This window comes from Pseudomonas sp. OF001, from assembly GCF_904426495.1.
Taxonomy (GTDB): domain Bacteria; phylum Pseudomonadota; class Gammaproteobacteria; order Pseudomonadales; family Pseudomonadaceae; genus Geopseudomonas.
The window spans coordinates 75,243-88,853 of sequence record NZ_CAJGBM010000045.1 but is presented as its reverse complement, the minus strand read 5'-3'; the positions used below and the strand labels follow the sequence as shown (position 1 = coordinate 88,853).

The 13,611-nt window shown below is 65.6% G+C and carries 16 protein-coding genes; 8 read left to right on the top strand and 8 right to left on the bottom strand.

The window, feature by feature from the left end:
• The first annotated feature begins 5 nt into the window (after window positions 1-5).
• The 3 genes from RA210_RS18180 to RA210_RS18170 are packed head-to-tail and all read left to right on the top strand — an operon-like array spanning window position 6 to window position 3,167.
• A complete protein-coding gene (locus tag RA210_RS18180) occupies window positions 6-1,379 on the top strand; it encodes an FAD-dependent oxidoreductase (protein WP_201487548.1) in 1,374 nt (457 codons plus the stop codon).
• A gap of 13 nt (window positions 1,380-1,392) precedes the next feature.
• Complete coding sequence (locus RA210_RS18175; protein ID WP_201487547.1) at window positions 1,393-2,184, top strand: electron transfer flavoprotein subunit beta/FixA family protein; 792 nt, start codon at window positions 1,393-1,395, stop codon at window positions 2,182-2,184.
• Window positions 2,181-3,167 carry an electron transfer flavoprotein subunit alpha/FixB family protein gene (locus RA210_RS18170; RefSeq protein ID WP_201487546.1) on the top strand — a complete coding sequence of 329 codons (987 nt, stop codon included), beginning with the start codon at window positions 2,181-2,183 and terminating at the stop codon, window positions 3,165-3,167. Before RA210_RS18175 ends, RA210_RS18170 begins: the two co-directional genes overlap by 4 nt.
• A gap of 163 nt (window positions 3,168-3,330) precedes the next feature.
• On the opposite strand, the gene RA210_RS18165 is transcribed toward RA210_RS18170, so the two are convergent.
• The 7 genes from RA210_RS18165 to RA210_RS18135 all read right to left on the bottom strand — a co-directional run bounded on the left by RA210_RS18165 (window position 3,331) and on the right by RA210_RS18135 (window position 8,359).
• Window positions 3,331-4,128: an aldo/keto reductase gene (locus tag RA210_RS18165; RefSeq protein ID WP_201487545.1), complete on the bottom strand. Its 798-nt coding sequence runs from the start codon at window positions 4,126-4,128 to the stop codon at window positions 3,331-3,333.
• Window positions 4,125-4,706, bottom strand: coding sequence for an AAA family ATPase (locus RA210_RS18160; protein WP_201487544.1), 582 nt, complete (start codon window positions 4,704-4,706; stop codon window positions 4,125-4,127). The genes RA210_RS18165 and RA210_RS18160 overlap by 4 nt, the downstream gene beginning before the upstream one ends.
• Complete coding sequence (locus RA210_RS18155; protein ID WP_201487543.1) at window positions 4,703-5,317, bottom strand: 3'-5' exonuclease; 615 nt, start codon at window positions 5,315-5,317, stop codon at window positions 4,703-4,705. The genes RA210_RS18160 and RA210_RS18155 overlap by 4 nt, the downstream gene beginning before the upstream one ends.
• Window positions 5,317-6,453 carry a radical SAM protein gene (locus tag RA210_RS18150; RefSeq protein ID WP_201487542.1) on the bottom strand — a complete coding sequence of 379 codons (1,137 nt, stop codon included), beginning with the start codon at window positions 6,451-6,453 and terminating at the stop codon, window positions 5,317-5,319. Before RA210_RS18150 ends, RA210_RS18155 begins: the two co-directional genes overlap by 1 nt.
• Window positions 6,454-6,522: 69 nt before the next feature.
• The gene (locus RA210_RS18145) at window positions 6,523-6,852 is read right to left on the bottom strand and encodes a hypothetical protein (RefSeq protein WP_201487541.1); all 330 of its coding nucleotides are present in this window, start codon (window positions 6,850-6,852) and stop codon (window positions 6,523-6,525) included.
• A complete protein-coding gene (locus tag RA210_RS18140; RefSeq protein ID WP_201487540.1) occupies window positions 6,831-8,045 on the bottom strand; it encodes a type II toxin-antitoxin system HipA family toxin in 1,215 nt (404 codons plus the stop codon). The genes RA210_RS18145 and RA210_RS18140 overlap by 22 nt, the downstream gene beginning before the upstream one ends.
• Window positions 8,042-8,359: a helix-turn-helix domain-containing protein gene (locus RA210_RS18135; protein WP_201487539.1), complete on the bottom strand. Its 318-nt coding sequence runs from the start codon at window positions 8,357-8,359 to the stop codon at window positions 8,042-8,044. The genes RA210_RS18140 and RA210_RS18135 overlap by 4 nt, the downstream gene beginning before the upstream one ends.
• A 350-nt stretch (window positions 8,360-8,709) precedes the next feature.
• Between RA210_RS18135 and RA210_RS18130 the strand changes: the two genes are divergently transcribed.
• A complete protein-coding gene (locus RA210_RS18130) occupies window positions 8,710-8,958 on the top strand; it encodes a hypothetical protein (protein WP_201487538.1) in 249 nt (82 codons plus the stop codon).
• A complete protein-coding gene (locus RA210_RS18125) occupies window positions 8,955-9,689 on the top strand; it encodes a zeta toxin family protein (RefSeq protein WP_201487537.1) in 735 nt (244 codons plus the stop codon). The genes RA210_RS18130 and RA210_RS18125 overlap by 4 nt, the downstream gene beginning before the upstream one ends.
• 76 nt (window positions 9,690-9,765) lie before the next feature.
• Here RA210_RS18125 and RA210_RS18120 read toward each other — a convergent pair whose 3' ends face one another.
• Window positions 9,766-10,728: a LysR family transcriptional regulator gene (locus RA210_RS18120; RefSeq protein ID WP_236574802.1), complete on the bottom strand. Its 963-nt coding sequence runs from the start codon at window positions 10,726-10,728 to the stop codon at window positions 9,766-9,768.
• An 87-nt stretch (window positions 10,729-10,815) separates the two neighbouring features.
• On the opposite strand from RA210_RS18120, the gene RA210_RS18115 reads away from it, so the two are divergent.
• The 3 genes from RA210_RS18115 to RA210_RS18105 are packed head-to-tail and all read left to right on the top strand — an operon-like array spanning window position 10,816 to window position 13,595.
• Window positions 10,816-12,261: an FAD-dependent oxidoreductase gene (locus tag RA210_RS18115; protein ID WP_201487536.1), complete on the top strand. Its 1,446-nt coding sequence runs from the start codon at window positions 10,816-10,818 to the stop codon at window positions 12,259-12,261.
• 1 nt (window position 12,262) lies between these two features.
• On the top strand, window positions 12,263-12,994 hold the full coding sequence (locus RA210_RS18110) for an SDR family NAD(P)-dependent oxidoreductase (protein WP_236574801.1): 732 nt from the start codon (window positions 12,263-12,265) through the stop codon (window positions 12,992-12,994).
• 25 nt (window positions 12,995-13,019) lie between these two features.
• Entirely contained in the window at window positions 13,020-13,595 is a 576-nt protein-coding gene (locus RA210_RS18105; protein WP_201487535.1) for a cysteine hydrolase family protein, read from the top strand.
• The last annotated feature ends 16 nt before the right edge of the window (window positions 13,596-13,611 follow it).

Here is a 13,611-nt window from a genome sequence, read left to right as displayed (position 1 = left end):
TGAACATGAGCGAGATCCTGAATACCCAACTGCTGGTGATCGGCGGCGGCCTGGCCGGTTTCGCCGCCGCGCTGAGCGCCGCCGAGGCCGGCGTCGACGTGCTGCTGCTGGAGAAGACCGCCGCCACCGGCGGTTCCTCGGCGATGAGCGGCGGCTGCCTGGCCTTCGCCGGCACCGACCTGCAGCGCGAGCGCGGCATCGAGGATTCCGCCGAGCTGCTGTACCGCGACCTGGTCGAGGTCGGCAAGGGCGAGTGCGACGAGGCGCTGGTGCGCGCCTACGCCGACCACCAACTAGCCACCTACGAATGGCTCAAGGCCCACGGCGTGGCCTTCCAGCCGGTGATCGAGACCGCCTCCGGGCAGTCGGTACCGCGCGTGCACAACGTCGACCCGGCCGACATGGTGCGCCAGCTGGAGCTGGCCGCGCTCAAGACCGGCAAGGTCGAGGTGCTGCGCAACACCCGCGCCCGCCGCCTGCTGCGCAGCGCCGGCGGGCGGGTGATCGGCGCCAGCGCCGAGCAGGGCGGCCAAGCCCTGGAGATCCGCGCCGCGCGCGGGGTGATCCTCGCCTGCGGCGGCTTCGTCCACGACCGCGAGCTGATCCACCGCTTCGCCCCGCTGTACGACAACGCCGTGTTCATCGGCGGCGAGGGCAACGAGGGCGACGGCCTGCGCATGGCCTGGGCGCTGGGCGCCGACGTGCGCGACATGGTCCACATCAAGGGCACCTTCGGCAAACACCCGATGGACGAGAACAACCACCACGCCTGCCTCGCCGTGTACAAGGGCGCCATCGCGGTCAACCAGGAGGGTCGCCGCTACGTCGACGAGTCGCTGTCCTACAAGCTGCTCGGCGACGCCTGCATGCAGCAGTCCTACGGGGTGACCTACCAGATCCTCGACCGCGACATCATGGAAAACGGCGACGACCGCGTGCGCATCCTCGACTTCGAGCGCCGCCTGGAAGAGGGCTTGTTCGTCGAGGCCGACAGCCTGGAACAACTGGCCAAGCTGCTGGAGCTGCCGGTCGACGACTTCCTCGCCGAGGTGGCCGCCTACAACGCCGCGGTCGGCGCGGGCGAAACCCCGGCCTTCGGCCGCCGCCACCTGGTCCACCTGCACGGCGCGCTGCGCACCATCGCCCGCCCGCCGTTCTACGCCTACCCGTCCACCGCCGCGGTGTTCGGCACCTACTGCGGCGTCAAGGTGGATGCGCAGATGCGCGTGTACGACGTATTCGGCGCGCCCATCGACGGCCTGCTGGCTGCCGGCGAAATGGTCGGCGGACTGCACGGCGCGGCCTACATGACCGGCTCGGCGCTGGGCAAGGCGGCGATCTTCGGCCGCCTGGCCGCCGCTACCGCAAGCCAGAGCTGAGGGGGAAGGGCCGATGAACATCCTGGTACTGCTGGCCGGCGTGGCCGACAACCGCTACCCGCTGCACGACATCCGAATCGACGCCGCCGGGCTGATCGAGGAGAGCGGCCAGTCGCGCCGCCAGCTCGGCCCGTTCGACGAGGGCGCCCTGGAGCTGGCGCTCAAGCTACGCGATGCCCGCGAGGACTGCCGCATCGAGGTGCTGGTGCTCGGCGGCAGCAACAACGACAACCTGCTGCGCAGCGTCGCCGCCTTCAAGCCCGACCGCCTGCGCCTGCTCGACCTGCAGCCGTGCCGGCCCTGGGACGCGCGCCTGAGCGCGGCGCAGATCGCCGGGCTGATCGGCGCGGAAGGCACTCCCGACCTGCTGCTGATCGGCCGCGAGTTCGGCGACCTCGACGAGGGCAGCCTGCCGGTGCTGCTCGCCGCGCGCCTCGGCCTGCCGCTGTTCGCCCTGGCCCAGTACGCCGAATGGCAGGACGGCCGCGTGCGCCTGCTGCGCGAGCGCGGCATCCGCCAGCAGTGGCACGCCGTCGCCGGCCCGCTGCTGGCCACCGTGACCAACGACCGGCGCAACAAGCTGCGCCACCCGCTGATGAAGAACGTGATGCTGGCCAAGAAGATGACCTTCGACAGCGTGACTGCCAGCGCAGGGGAGAACAGCAGCGTCCGCCTCGCCGACCTGGCGCCGGCCCGCGCAGTGCAGCGCGGCGGCCAGTGCCGGCTGCTGGATGGCGACGTGCCGAGCCAGGCCCGCGCGCTGGCCGGCTACCTGCGTGGCGAAGCAGAGGAGAACGCGGCATGAGCGCAGCACGCGAGATACTGGCCCTGATCCCCCTGGCCTGGGGCGAGGACGCCCTCGACATGACCCTCGGCGCCGCCCAGCGGGTGGCCGCCGACGCCGGCCTCGGCTTCGCCGCGCTGCTGCTCGGCAACGCCGGCGCCGAGGAGGGCGCCCGCCGCGCGGCCGTCGCCGGCGCCGCGCGCATCTGCCTGGCCGCGCATGGCGGGCTGGCTCTCGACGCCGAACCCGCCGCCCTGGCACTGGCCGGCGCCGACGCGGTGCGCCGTCAGCCCGCCGCCGCGCAGCGCCTGCTGCTGGTGACGCCGGGCGCCGACGGCGAGGAACTGGCCGCGCACCTGGCGGCAGCACTGGACGCCCAGCCCCTCGGCCGCTGCAACGCGCTGCGCTGGACCGAGGCAGGTCTGGAGGCCGAACGCGCCACCTGGGGCGGCCGCCTGCGCCTGGGCATGACCCAGGCCTCCGGCCACGCCGTCGCCTGCCTGCGCCTCGGCAAGCCCGAAGCGGCCGCCAGCGCCGAGCCGCCGTGCGAACGCCTGGAGTTGGCTACCCTCCTGCCCGCTCCGCTGGCGGTGGAGGAAACTACCAGCGGCCAGCGCCTGCCTCCGGTGGAGAGCGCGCGCATCGTGGTCTCCGGCGGTCGCGGGGTCAACGAACAGGGCTTCGCCCTGCTCGAGGAACTGGCCGAACGCCTGGACGGCAGCCTCGGCGGCAGCCTGCCCGCGGTCGACGCCGGCATGGTCCCGGTGGTGCGCCAGGTCGGCGTGTCCGGCAAGTTCGTCAGCCCGGACATCTACCTCGCCGTCGCCATCTCCGGCACCCCGCAGCACCTGGCCGGCATCAGCCCGGACACCCGCATCGTCGCCATCAACAAGGACCCGGCGGCGGACATCTTCAAGGTCGCCAGCGTTGGTGTGGTGGGGGATTGGGAGCAGGTGTTGCCGGAGTTGTTGAGGGTGGTGGGGGAGGGGCGGGTGGGGGCCTGAGTTGCGCTCGGAGTGGGGCGTGCCGATGAGGCAGCCCCATCTCGTCGGAGTGGTGAGCAGTCTGCTACCGACCCAAAACAGACGCTAAGGAAGCTCTGAAAAAGTCCCGCCTTCGTCACCAAGCCGAGCTGTTTCGGCTTATCCAAGACCAATTGATGAGCGACTAACGCTGCAAGCTCACGTCTGCCCGCAAATTCTCTTCAAGGTGGGCGATGTTTGAGGTGCCGGGTATTGGGAACATGACGGGAGAGTAGTCTAGTAACCACCTTAGAGCCTGCCCGGGAGTAAGCGAGGTTTTTTCACCACCCGAGACCTGCCTTTCAAGGCATTTGCCGGCACCTAACGGAGCGTATGGAACGAACGGAATACCATTACGCTCGCACCAGCTCACGACGTCAGCCGATTGAGGGTTCAACAGGTTGAAGGGGTTTTGGACGGCGGCAATCGGGGCGATTGCTGTTGCCTGCTGGAGCTGAGCGACGCTGACCTTGGACATTCCCAGGGCTTTGATTTTGCCTTCCGTGCGCAACTTCTCCAGCTCTCCTAGCTGATCAGTCAGCGGAACATTTTGGTCAACCCGGTGCAGGTAGTAGAGATCAATCGCTTCGACATTGAGCTGTCTCAAGCTGAGTTCCACACATTGGCGCAGGTACGCTGGGACACCGCACGGCGTCCATTGACCAGGCCCTTGTCGGGTGAACCCCCCCTTGGTCGCAATGATCAAATCATCTGCATACGGATGCAGCGCTTTGCGGATAAGTGATTCCGCAACGTGTGGCCCATAGGCGTCCGCAGTGTCGATGTGTTGGACGCCTGATTCCACGGCAGTGCGCAACAAGTGAATCGCGTCTTTTTCGCTGGCGGGCGGCCCCCATATCCCAGGCCCGGTCAACCGCATCGTCCCAAATCCAAGGCGACGAACTACCTTGCCCGCAAGGAAGCCCTGCATAGGTGCAGTCATAACAACCTCATGCGCTGAAAAACGTCGGTTTGTAGCTCTGCTAGTAGAGATTCGCGCACTTGTGGAAAGAGCACGCGGTGTTTAATCCCGAGGCGGCCTAGGAGCTGGTGCAGGTGGGTGTCAACCAACTCCCTGAAGTGGCTGTTAGTGTCTCGCCCTGGGCCGAGTGCCACTGAGGTGTCCAGCTTGGTTGCTACGACTGCCGTGTAGTTTTGGCAATGGCTGAGCATGAGGGCGTCTATGGCATCAATCTCATAACTTGCGGCGGATGCTCCTCTATACTCAACCGCCGCATACCAGTAGGCCACCGCGTCGATAATGGGGCGATCAACCAGCACGACGTCAGCGTTGGCACAGGCCGTTTGTTGTGCTTCAAGCGTTCTGTCGATAAACCACATCGTTGAGTCATACGTATGCTGGGTCAGAAGGGCGATGCCTTGCTCGACCGCAAGCTTTCCGAACGAAGGGATGGTCGCAACGTGTACGCCCTTCAGCTCAAGGGACACCTTCAGGTCATTGCAGAATGTGGACTTGCCGGTCGAATGAGTACCGGCAACGCCGATGACAACTGGGCTCACCATAGGCTTCCTTGCTCCGGTGCAGGTGCTTGTTCGTCGGTTTGCGTTTTGAGCTGGGCGATCTTGCACACTTCAATCCAGCTCTTGGAGAGGGAGTCCTTGATGAGGCGGTTCAGGAGTAGGGCGGTAACGCGTGCATCCTCTCCGGCTCGATGCAGATCGCATAAAATTTCATCCTGTAAGCCGGTCATCGTCAAAAGCGCCAAGAGGCTATGGCTCTTGGCATCGGGATACACGTGCCGCGCGAGCTTCAACGTATCTATCACGCCAACGGGGGTCCAGTCGGGCAGATGGCGTTTCATAACCCCGTAGTCAACAGAGGCATTGTGGGCGACAAACCATTTGCCTTGCAGATGTTGTTCGACGTCGGCCCGAATTTCCTCCCAGCTTGGGGAGTTCTCTACCTTCGAGTTGCCAATGCCATGCACCCGTTTTGCTTGCCACGTAATTCGATTGGGTGGCTTGATCAGCCAGCTCAAAGGCTGCTCACCTTCAGTCACTGGAAAGGGAGCAATGGCGAGTTCCACCAGATCCGGAGGGTTGTGTCCGTTGCCTTCGACGTCGACAATAACGATGGGCTCGGACGGCCACAGAAAGTCGGTGTCAGTCATCAGAGACTCCTCTGCGCTTCGGCGCGGCCATGGCGGTCGTAATGGTGTGGCTTGTCGGCATCGTGCACTTGGTATCCTAGCGTGTGCTGCATGAAATATCGCCGCTGCTCGTCCAAGCCTCGAACGATGATCGCTCTGTCGGTTATTAGTGGTTCACCCTCTGCCCCCAAGGTCGTGCACAGGGTGTTGAGCAGCGCTTCATCAGGCCTTTTCCATGCCGCTTTGCACGTCGAATATTGAGCAGTTGGACAGGTGTCACACAGCTCGGTGATGCCGAAATGGCCGTTGTAATCTGGTTGCCGGTGAGCGTAGGCAACACCACAAGAGGTTTTACGAAATATGGGCGTACCAGGGGAGTGCACCTCATACATCCTGAGCAATCTCTGTTCCTCCGCCAGCGGCAGCAGCTTGCGCCTCGCGGTAGAGCTGTAGGGTTCGGGAATGCCCTGGCTCTGGTAGTACTGGGCGATCTCCCTACGATAGAACAATCCGCTGAAGACCGTCGCATGCGAATGGTTAGCCAACTCTGCAGCCTGGGCGATGTGCTCCGCCGAGTCATTGAGCCCTGGGATGATAGGGCGCCAGTAAAGCAACGCCCGGTACCGCTGTGCGTGCTGGAACAGGATACGTAGGCTGTTGGCAGCGATTGATGATTTGATGGGCTCAACCTTGGGGTCGTTGATTCCCGAATAGGTCACCAATATCGTCAGCTTGATGTTGCGCAGGGCATTGAAGTGCTCGCAGTCTTCTAGCGTCACTCGCCAGCGAGTGATGACCAAAACGTTGTTCGTGAGGCCAGCCTGATCCAGCAACCGCAAGAGGTTGTGCGTATGGGGTTTGACTTCGGGCAGCATGGGATCTGTTGCCCGATTGAACAGCTGAATCGGAGTGATGTGAGGCTGAAAGTAGCGATGCGAGATGAGCTGCTCAAACGCTTGCTCGTCACTCATCAGTGCTTGGGGCGTCCGCTGATCGAAGTTTTCGAACAGGTGTCGTACGCAATAGCTGCAATCGAGCGGGCAGCCGACGATGTGATTGAGGCTAAGACCGCTTTTGCGGTATTCAACGGGATCCCTGAGACTTGGGTTGACGTCGGACAACTGCTTAGCGTCGATGATGGCGATGTGTTTTTCCATTGGGAACTCCAAATGCCCACTTCTGACCGATAGCTGTCAATCAATGGGAAAGTGTCGGCGCACTGTCTGTCAACCCTCGCCCCCGCCCCCGTCTCCCCGTAAGCAACCCCACACTCGCCCCGGCGCCGGCCTGCGCTGGGCGTCCAGGCTCGCCAGCAGGAATTCGATGAAGGCGCGGGTGCGCGGGGCGACGAAGCGGGATTTGGGGGTGACTGTGAAGAGGGTATGCCCGCAAGTCTGCCAGCCGGGGAACAGTTCCACCAGCTTGCCCTGGGAGAGCAGCCGGTTGACGAACACGCCCAGCACGTAGATGACGCCCAGATCGACCAGCGAGGCGACGTAGTGAACCTGATAGATCGGCGAGGGAGCAGACTTGGCTATGCAACTGCACTGCGACACTCCTCAATCACCTTGGCAATCTCCACCACCGTATCGCGCCGGATCGGGTGCCCGCTCGCCCGCTGGCGGAAATGCCCGGCCTGTTCGAGGATGCGCTCGATGATCGCATTGGCTTCGACAGGTTCCACCCCGCCCTGGCTGGCGAGGGTGAGCAGGTGGCTACGGGTGATGAGGCGTCCTTCGCCGCAGATGTCGGTCTGGTGTTCGCCGCCCGGTCCCTGGCTGAAGGTCAGGTCGTAGGCCGGGGCGAGTCGCCAGCGACGGTCGCTGTCCAGCCGGTAGGCGAAGTTCTTCGCGTGGTCGTCGCGGTTGTGGAACACCACGTTGAATACCGCGTGAGCGAAGGCCTGTTCCACTTCGCGCTGGTCCCGGGTCATCAGGCGGGTGGCGCGCAGGAAGGTGGTGTAGTCCAGCGCGGGCAGGCGGAAGTCGGCATGCAGCAGGCCGGCCAGGCTGTGCACCGGCACGCGCTGTTCGCCGGCGCGGTCGAAGCGGGCGATGCCGAAGCCGGCCAGCCTGGGCGACAGGTCGAAGTAGGTGGTGGCGGGCATGCGCAGCCCGCAGGCGCGCGCCAGTTCGGCGTACAGGTTCTCGATGGCGCACACCTCCTTGTGCTCGCCCTGGGCCTGGAACTTCACCAGCCAGGGTTCGCCGGGGGCGCCGGGCAGGGTGCTGACCTGCTGCGCCTGCAGGTCATACTGCACCAGCGCCTTGGGTCTGGCGCCCTGCGGCGATCCGCCGGTGAGCACCAGCTCCATCAGCACGGCGGACTCCTCGCCGGCGAGCACCTGCTGCGCTTCCTGCGCCAGCGCCAGCAGTTGCAGGTTGGCTTCCGGCAGCGGCGGGGCGGCGGCGGGCACGAAGCTCAGCGCCCCCAGCGCACGGTCGCCGATGAAGGCCAGGCGGTCGAGTGGGCCGGGGCTGATGCCCTGCCTGCGGAACAGCCGGTCCATTAGCAGCAGGCCCCAGCCATCGGGGAGGGCGTCCGCCACCAGTCCCGGCAGGCGATGCTGGTAGGCAGGAAAGCCGCCGTAGGCCTGCGCGCGCAACTTGAGGTGGCGGGGCGACAGTTCCAGCTTCTGGGCCAGTGCCTCGGGGGAGTACTCGAACAGCAGGCTGGCGCCGTCGTCGGCCAGGGTGCCCAGTCGCCAGTGCTCACCCCAGCCGCAGTAGTACACGTCGAGCTTTTTCATGGGCGCTTTCTCCGCGGCGCCCGTACCCGCTGTGTCTGCCGGGCCTGTTCGGCCTGTTCCATCTGGGCGATGGACTGGCTGGGCAGCACGAACAGCGACTGCAGCTCATCGGTCAGCCCGAGGGCCTGCACCACGCGCACCACGGTTTCCAGCGAGGAGGTGCCGTTGCCCTCCAGCTTCTTGATGGTGCCGGGAGCGACGCCGGCCATGCCGGCCAGCTCTTGCTGGGTCAGTTCCTGCGCCAGTCGCTGGAGGCGCAGACGCTGGCCCAGCTCCTGGAGGATTTCGCTGCGGTCTGCGAATGAGAAGTCCACTATATTGACCCTTGGCAGGTGGATATCCGGTTAAAGGATATCATAGTGGCTCTTATGTGGTTGGTCGGGTGTGCAATCGCGTGGAGCCGATTTCCCGTTTTGTAGGGGCGAATTCATTCGCCTGACATGGCCGCGTTGGCGAATGAATTCGCCCCTACAGTGATTGGCCGGGCTCGGAAGCCATTCATGCGATTGCCCTGCGACCATCTCTTGAACGGTATGGTTCTGGGCGTCACTCCTCTAGAATGGCGCCGATAGATAGAGCTTTCGACCTGTTGCCAACAGGTTCGCAGGGCTAAGATGCTGGTGAAGTGCAGGTTTCTGCACGCTCTGACCATGTGGAGCGCGACATGCAAGCCGAACGAGTGTTGAGTGACGAGCTGGTGAACCTGCTGGAAGACAAGATCCCGGTCATGGCCGAAGGCGCCGTCAATACCGCGTACATCAACGCGCTGGTTGCTGGCCGCAGCGTGATGGAGGTTGTGGGCGGCATGCTTGTCGAAACCACTGCCGACGGCAAGCGCAAGGTCATCAGGGCGGCCAAGCCCAAGCACAAGGTGACCCTGGGTGGCGTGATCAAGGTGCGTAGCTGCTCATGACTGTCCCTCGGTTGAGGGTCTTTGCCGGCCCCAACGGCTCCGGCAAGAGCACGATGAAAAGTGCCATCCCTCCCCACCTGATCGGCATCTACATCAACCCGGACGAGATCGAGAAGGCCGCCAAAGAGAGCGGCCGCCTGGAGTTCGGCGATTTCCAGCTGGCAGTTGCCGCTGAGGACGTTCTCGGCTTTCTCCGGGATCATCGACTGGTCAAGTCCGCCCGGCTCGGTGAGGAGGCAGCGAAGATAGGCTTCAGCAACAACGGGCTGGATTTCCAGGCGGTCGCAATGAACTCCTATTTTGCCTCCGTGTTCTCCGACTTCATCCGCAGCAAGCTCCTCGACGCCCGGCTGTCGTTCACCTTTGAAACGGTGATGTCCAGCGACGACAAAGTCGCTTTCATGCTCAAGGCGAGAGAGTCCGGATACCGCACCTACCTCTACTTCGTGGCGACCGAAGATCCTGAGATCAACATCAACCGGGTCAGGAACCGTGTCGCGGCAGGTGGGCATCCGGTTCCGACCGAGAAAATCGTCCAGCGCTACGGCCGCTGCCTCGGCCTTCTGCCGGCGGCGGTTGCCGCGTCGAACCGGGCCTACATCTTCGATAACTCCGGTGCCGATCTGGTGCTGCTTGCCGAAGTGACGGATGGGACCGACCTTGAATTCAAGGTCGAAGAGGTCCCTGACTGGTTCATGGATGCCTACGTCGAGAAGGTGTGCAACGGCTAGCGACAATGCGCCGGGAGCCTTGCAATCAGCCCGGACACCCGCATCGTCGCTATCGACACCCCTTGACCTCTAGCTATCACCCCCGCCCCCGTCTCCCCACATGCAATCCCACACTCGCCCCCGGCGCCGGCCGGCGCTGGGCGTCCAGGCTTGCCAGCAGGAATTCGATGAAGGCGCGGGTGCGCGGGGCGACGAAGCGGGATTTGGGGGTGACGGTGAAGAAGGTGCGGCCGTAGGTCTGCCAGCCGGGGAACAGTTCCACCAGCTTGCCCTGGGAGAGCAGCCGGTTGACGAACACGTCCAGCACATAGATGAAGCCTTGGTCGGCCAGCGCGGCGTCGATCAGGGCGTCGGTGCTGTTGAAGTTCAGCTTGCCCATCGGCTGCAGGTCGTGGGCTTCCTCGCCGAGGGTGAAGGACCAGCGCGCCGGGGTGTAGCTGCTCTTGGGGAACAGGCCCAGGCACTGCGCGGGGTCGAGCTGGGCGGGGTGGTCGGGGGTGCCGAGCTTCTCCAGCAGAGAAGGGGTGGCGCAGGCGACGTAGTGGGCCTGGTACAGCGGGCGGGCGACCAGGTCGGCGTCGTTGACCGAGTCGATGCGGATGGCCATGTCGGTGCCGCTCTCGATCAGCCCCTCGGGGTGGTCGGTCAGGCGCAGGGCGATGCGCAGGTCCGGGTGGCGGGCGCCGAATTCGGCGAGCAGCGGGGCCATCACGTCCTTGCCGAAGGCGGCCGGCGACTCGATGCACAGCTGGCCCTGGACGCTGGCGGTCTGCTCCATCACCTCGGATTCGGCCTGCTCGACCTGGCGCAGCAGCTCGACGCAGTGCTTGAAGTAGCGCTCGCCGGCGTCGGTCAGGCGCAGGGTGCGGGTGTTGCGGCTGAGGAGGGTGACGCCCAGGTGGGTCTCCAGGTTGCGCACGCTGGCGGTCACCGTGGCGTTGGCGATGTCCAGCGATTCGGCGGCGCGGTTGAAGCTGGCGCATTCCACCACGCGGGTGAACACCTGCATGGCCCAGAGTTTGTCGATCCGGCTCTTCATCTTTTTCTAATGCCCCATTAGCTCGGCCGGCCTCGTTCCGTGGCCGGCGCCTTCCTATCGTAACAACCACCAGAGGGAGGCTCAAAAATGACCGATCTGAATTTCGATTTGATTGTGGTGGGGTGCGGCGCCGCGGGGCTGTCCACGGCGGTGTCGGCGGCGGAGAGCGGCCTGCGCGTGGCGGTGCTGGAGCGGGCGAAGAAGGAGGAGCGCGGCGGGCAGACCCGCTTCACCGAGGCCTACTTCCGCATGAAGAGTCACGAGGAGGTGACCGACGACTTCGACGCCTTCCTGGCGGAGAACTCCGGCTACTACCAGGACCCGGACTTCGTCGCCGAGAGCCTCAGCGAGCGCAGCGCCTGGTCGGTGCAGACCCGCGCGCTGGCGAGCATCGACGCCAACGTGATCGGCACCTTCGCCGCCGAGGTGCCGGGCACCGTGCAGTGGCTGAAGGACAACGGCGTGAAGTTCGACTTCCTGCCCACCCAGTTCCTCACCAGCACCCAGCCGCGCCTGCTGCCGGTGGGCGGCGGCGAGGCCATCGTCGAGGCGCTGGCGGCGCGCGCCGAGGCGCTCGGCGCCGAGTTCTTCTACGAGACCACCGCGCGCGGCCTGTTCACCGCCGGCTGCAACGAGGTGGTCGGCCTGCGCGCGTACTCGCCGGCCCGTGGCGAGATCCGCTTCGGCGGCGCGGTGATGCTGGCCTGCGGCGGTTTCGAGGGCAACCTGGAGATGCTCAGCCGCTACGTCGGCCCGCGCGCTTCCTTCATGCGTCCGGTGTGCAAGGGCGGCTACTACAACCGCGGCGAGGGCATCCAGATGGCGCTGGAGGTCGGCGCCGCCGCCGCCGGCGAGTACGGCAGCTACCACGCCGAGCCGGTCGACCCGCGCTCGGGGATCTCCGAGCCGTCGATCTTCATCTTTCCCTACGGCGTGCTGCTCAACAAGGAAGGCCTGCGCTTCACCGACGAGGCGCCGGGCACCGTGGATGCCTGGTACGAGCGCGTCACCCGCAAGATCTTCGCCCAGACCGACGGCATCGCCTGGGTGATCCTCGACCAGAAGGTCAAGGACATTCCCAACTATCGCCTCGGCATCCGCACCGACCAGCCGGCTATCGAGGGTGCGACCCTGGCCGAACTGGCGGCCAAGCTGGAGCTGCCGGTGGCGGCGGTGGAGCGCAGCGTGGCCGAGTACAACGCCGCCTGCCGCCCCGGCGAGTACCGCCCGCTGCAGCTCGACGGCCTGGCCACCGAAGGCCTGACCCCGCCGAAGAGCAACTGGGCGCTGCCGCTGGATAAAGGCCCGTACCTGGCCTACCCGATCATCTCCGCCAACGTGTTCACCTTCGGCGGCCTGAAGACCGACGAGCAGGCGCGGGTGATCAACGTCGACGGCGAGCCGATCCGCAACCTGTACGCCTCCGGGGAAACCGCCGGCATGTACTTCGGCAACTACTGCGGCGGCACCTCGGTGCTGCGCGGCCTGGTGTTCGGCCGCATCGCCGGCCACACCGCTGCGGAGCGTCGCTGAGATGGCCGTGGCAATGGTGACCGGCGCCGGCGGCGCCATCGGCAGCGCGGCGTGCCGCCTGCTCGCCGCGCAGGGCTACCGGGTGGCGGCGCTGGATCTGAGCGAGCCGGCGACGCTGCCGGCCGGCGCCTGCTTCCGCGCCTGCGACGTGTCTTCGCGCGCCAGCGTGGCGGCGGTGGTGGAGGAGGTGGAGCGCGAGCTGGGCGAGATCGACGCGCTGGTCAACGTGGCCGGGGTGGTCTCCAAAGGCAGCGCGCTGGATCTGGACGAGGCCGAGCTGCAGCGGGTGCTGCGCATCAACGTGCAGGGCACGCTGATTCCCTGCCAGCTGGTCGGTCGGCGCATGGCCGGGCGGGGCAGGGGCGCCATCGTCAACATCGGCTCGGTGGTCGGCAAGAACGGCGGCAACGCCCGCCCGTGGCTGGACCCGGCCGAGCAGGCCAGCGCCGGCAACGTGGCCTACGGCATGTCCAAGGCGGCGGTGCACAGCCTGACCCAGTTCCTCGCCAAGGAGCTGGCCAGCCGCGGCGTGCGGGTCAACGCGGTGGCGCCCGGCCCCATCGCCACCGACATGACCACGACCTTCCCCGAGACCCTGCGCGCGCTGATCCCGCTCGGCCGCATGGGCCGCGCCGAGGAGGTGGCCGAAGCAATCGCCTTCCTGCTCTCCGACAAGGCCGGCTTCATCAGCGGCGAAATCCTCGACATCAACGGCGCCCTGTGGTGCGACTGATTCAACCCAGCAGAGACTTGAAACAATGAAGAGCATTTATCTGGTTCTGGACATGCAGAACGACCTGATCCACGAAGACGGCGCCAGCGGCAAGTCGCCGCTGGGCGAGCAGGTGCGCTCGCGGGAGATCGTCGCGCGCACCGCCGCGGCCATCGACAAGGCGCGCAGCAAGGGCATTCCGGTGGCCTTCGTGCGCGTGGCCTTCTCCGACGACCACGGCGAAGCCAATCCGAACTCGCAGGTGTTCGGCCCGATTGCGAAAAACGGCATCCTCAAGATGAACGCCTGGGGCGGCCAGGTGCACGCGGCGCTGGCGCCGCAGGCCGGCGAGTGGGACATCGTCAAGCACCGCGTCTCGCCGTTCTACCAGACCAAACTGGAGCTGCTGCTCAAGCGCGAGGGCATCGAGCGCATCTACTGCAGCGGGGTGAGTACCCAGGCGGTGGTGCAGGCTACAGTACGCGACGCGCATGACCGCGACTTCGACGTGGTGCTGCTGGAGGACTGCTGCGCTTCGCCTTCGGCCCAGGAGCATGCCAACTCGGTGGCCAGCATCGGCCGCTTCTGCACGGTGACCACCGCGGACGCCGCGTTCGACTGACAGAGCTGGGTGGACC

Coding starts and splice junctions, on each gene's coding strand:
- RA210_RS18180 (WP_201487548.1), top strand. CDS start 6: ATGAGCGAGATCCTGAATACCCAACTGCTGGTGATCGGCGGCGGCCTG.
- RA210_RS18175 (WP_201487547.1), top strand. CDS start 1,393: ATGAACATCCTGGTACTGCTGGCCGGCGTGGCCGACAACCGCTACCCG.
- RA210_RS18170 (WP_201487546.1), top strand. CDS start 2,181: ATGAGCGCAGCACGCGAGATACTGGCCCTGATCCCCCTGGCCTGGGGC.
- RA210_RS18165 (WP_201487545.1), bottom strand. CDS start 4,128: ATGACTGCACCTATGCAGGGCTTCCTTGCGGGCAAGGTAGTTCGTCGC.
- RA210_RS18155 (WP_201487543.1), bottom strand. CDS start 5,317: ATGACTGACACCGACTTTCTGTGGCCGTCCGAGCCCATCGTTATTGTC.
- RA210_RS18150 (WP_201487542.1), bottom strand. CDS start 6,453: ATGGAAAAACACATCGCCATCATCGACGCTAAGCAGTTGTCCGACGTC.
- RA210_RS18140 (WP_201487540.1), bottom strand. CDS start 8,045: ATGAAAAAGCTCGACGTGTACTACTGCGGCTGGGGTGAGCACTGGCGA.
- RA210_RS18130 (WP_201487538.1), top strand. CDS start 8,710: ATGCAAGCCGAACGAGTGTTGAGTGACGAGCTGGTGAACCTGCTGGAA.
- RA210_RS18125 (WP_201487537.1), top strand. CDS start 8,955: ATGACTGTCCCTCGGTTGAGGGTCTTTGCCGGCCCCAACGGCTCCGGC.
- RA210_RS18120 (WP_236574802.1), bottom strand. CDS start 10,728: ATGAAGAGCCGGATCGACAAACTCTGGGCCATGCAGGTGTTCACCCGC.
- RA210_RS18115 (WP_201487536.1), top strand. CDS start 10,816: ATGACCGATCTGAATTTCGATTTGATTGTGGTGGGGTGCGGCGCCGCG.
- RA210_RS18110 (WP_236574801.1), top strand. CDS start 12,263: ATGGCCGTGGCAATGGTGACCGGCGCCGGCGGCGCCATCGGCAGCGCG.
- RA210_RS18105 (WP_201487535.1), top strand. CDS start 13,020: ATGAAGAGCATTTATCTGGTTCTGGACATGCAGAACGACCTGATCCAC.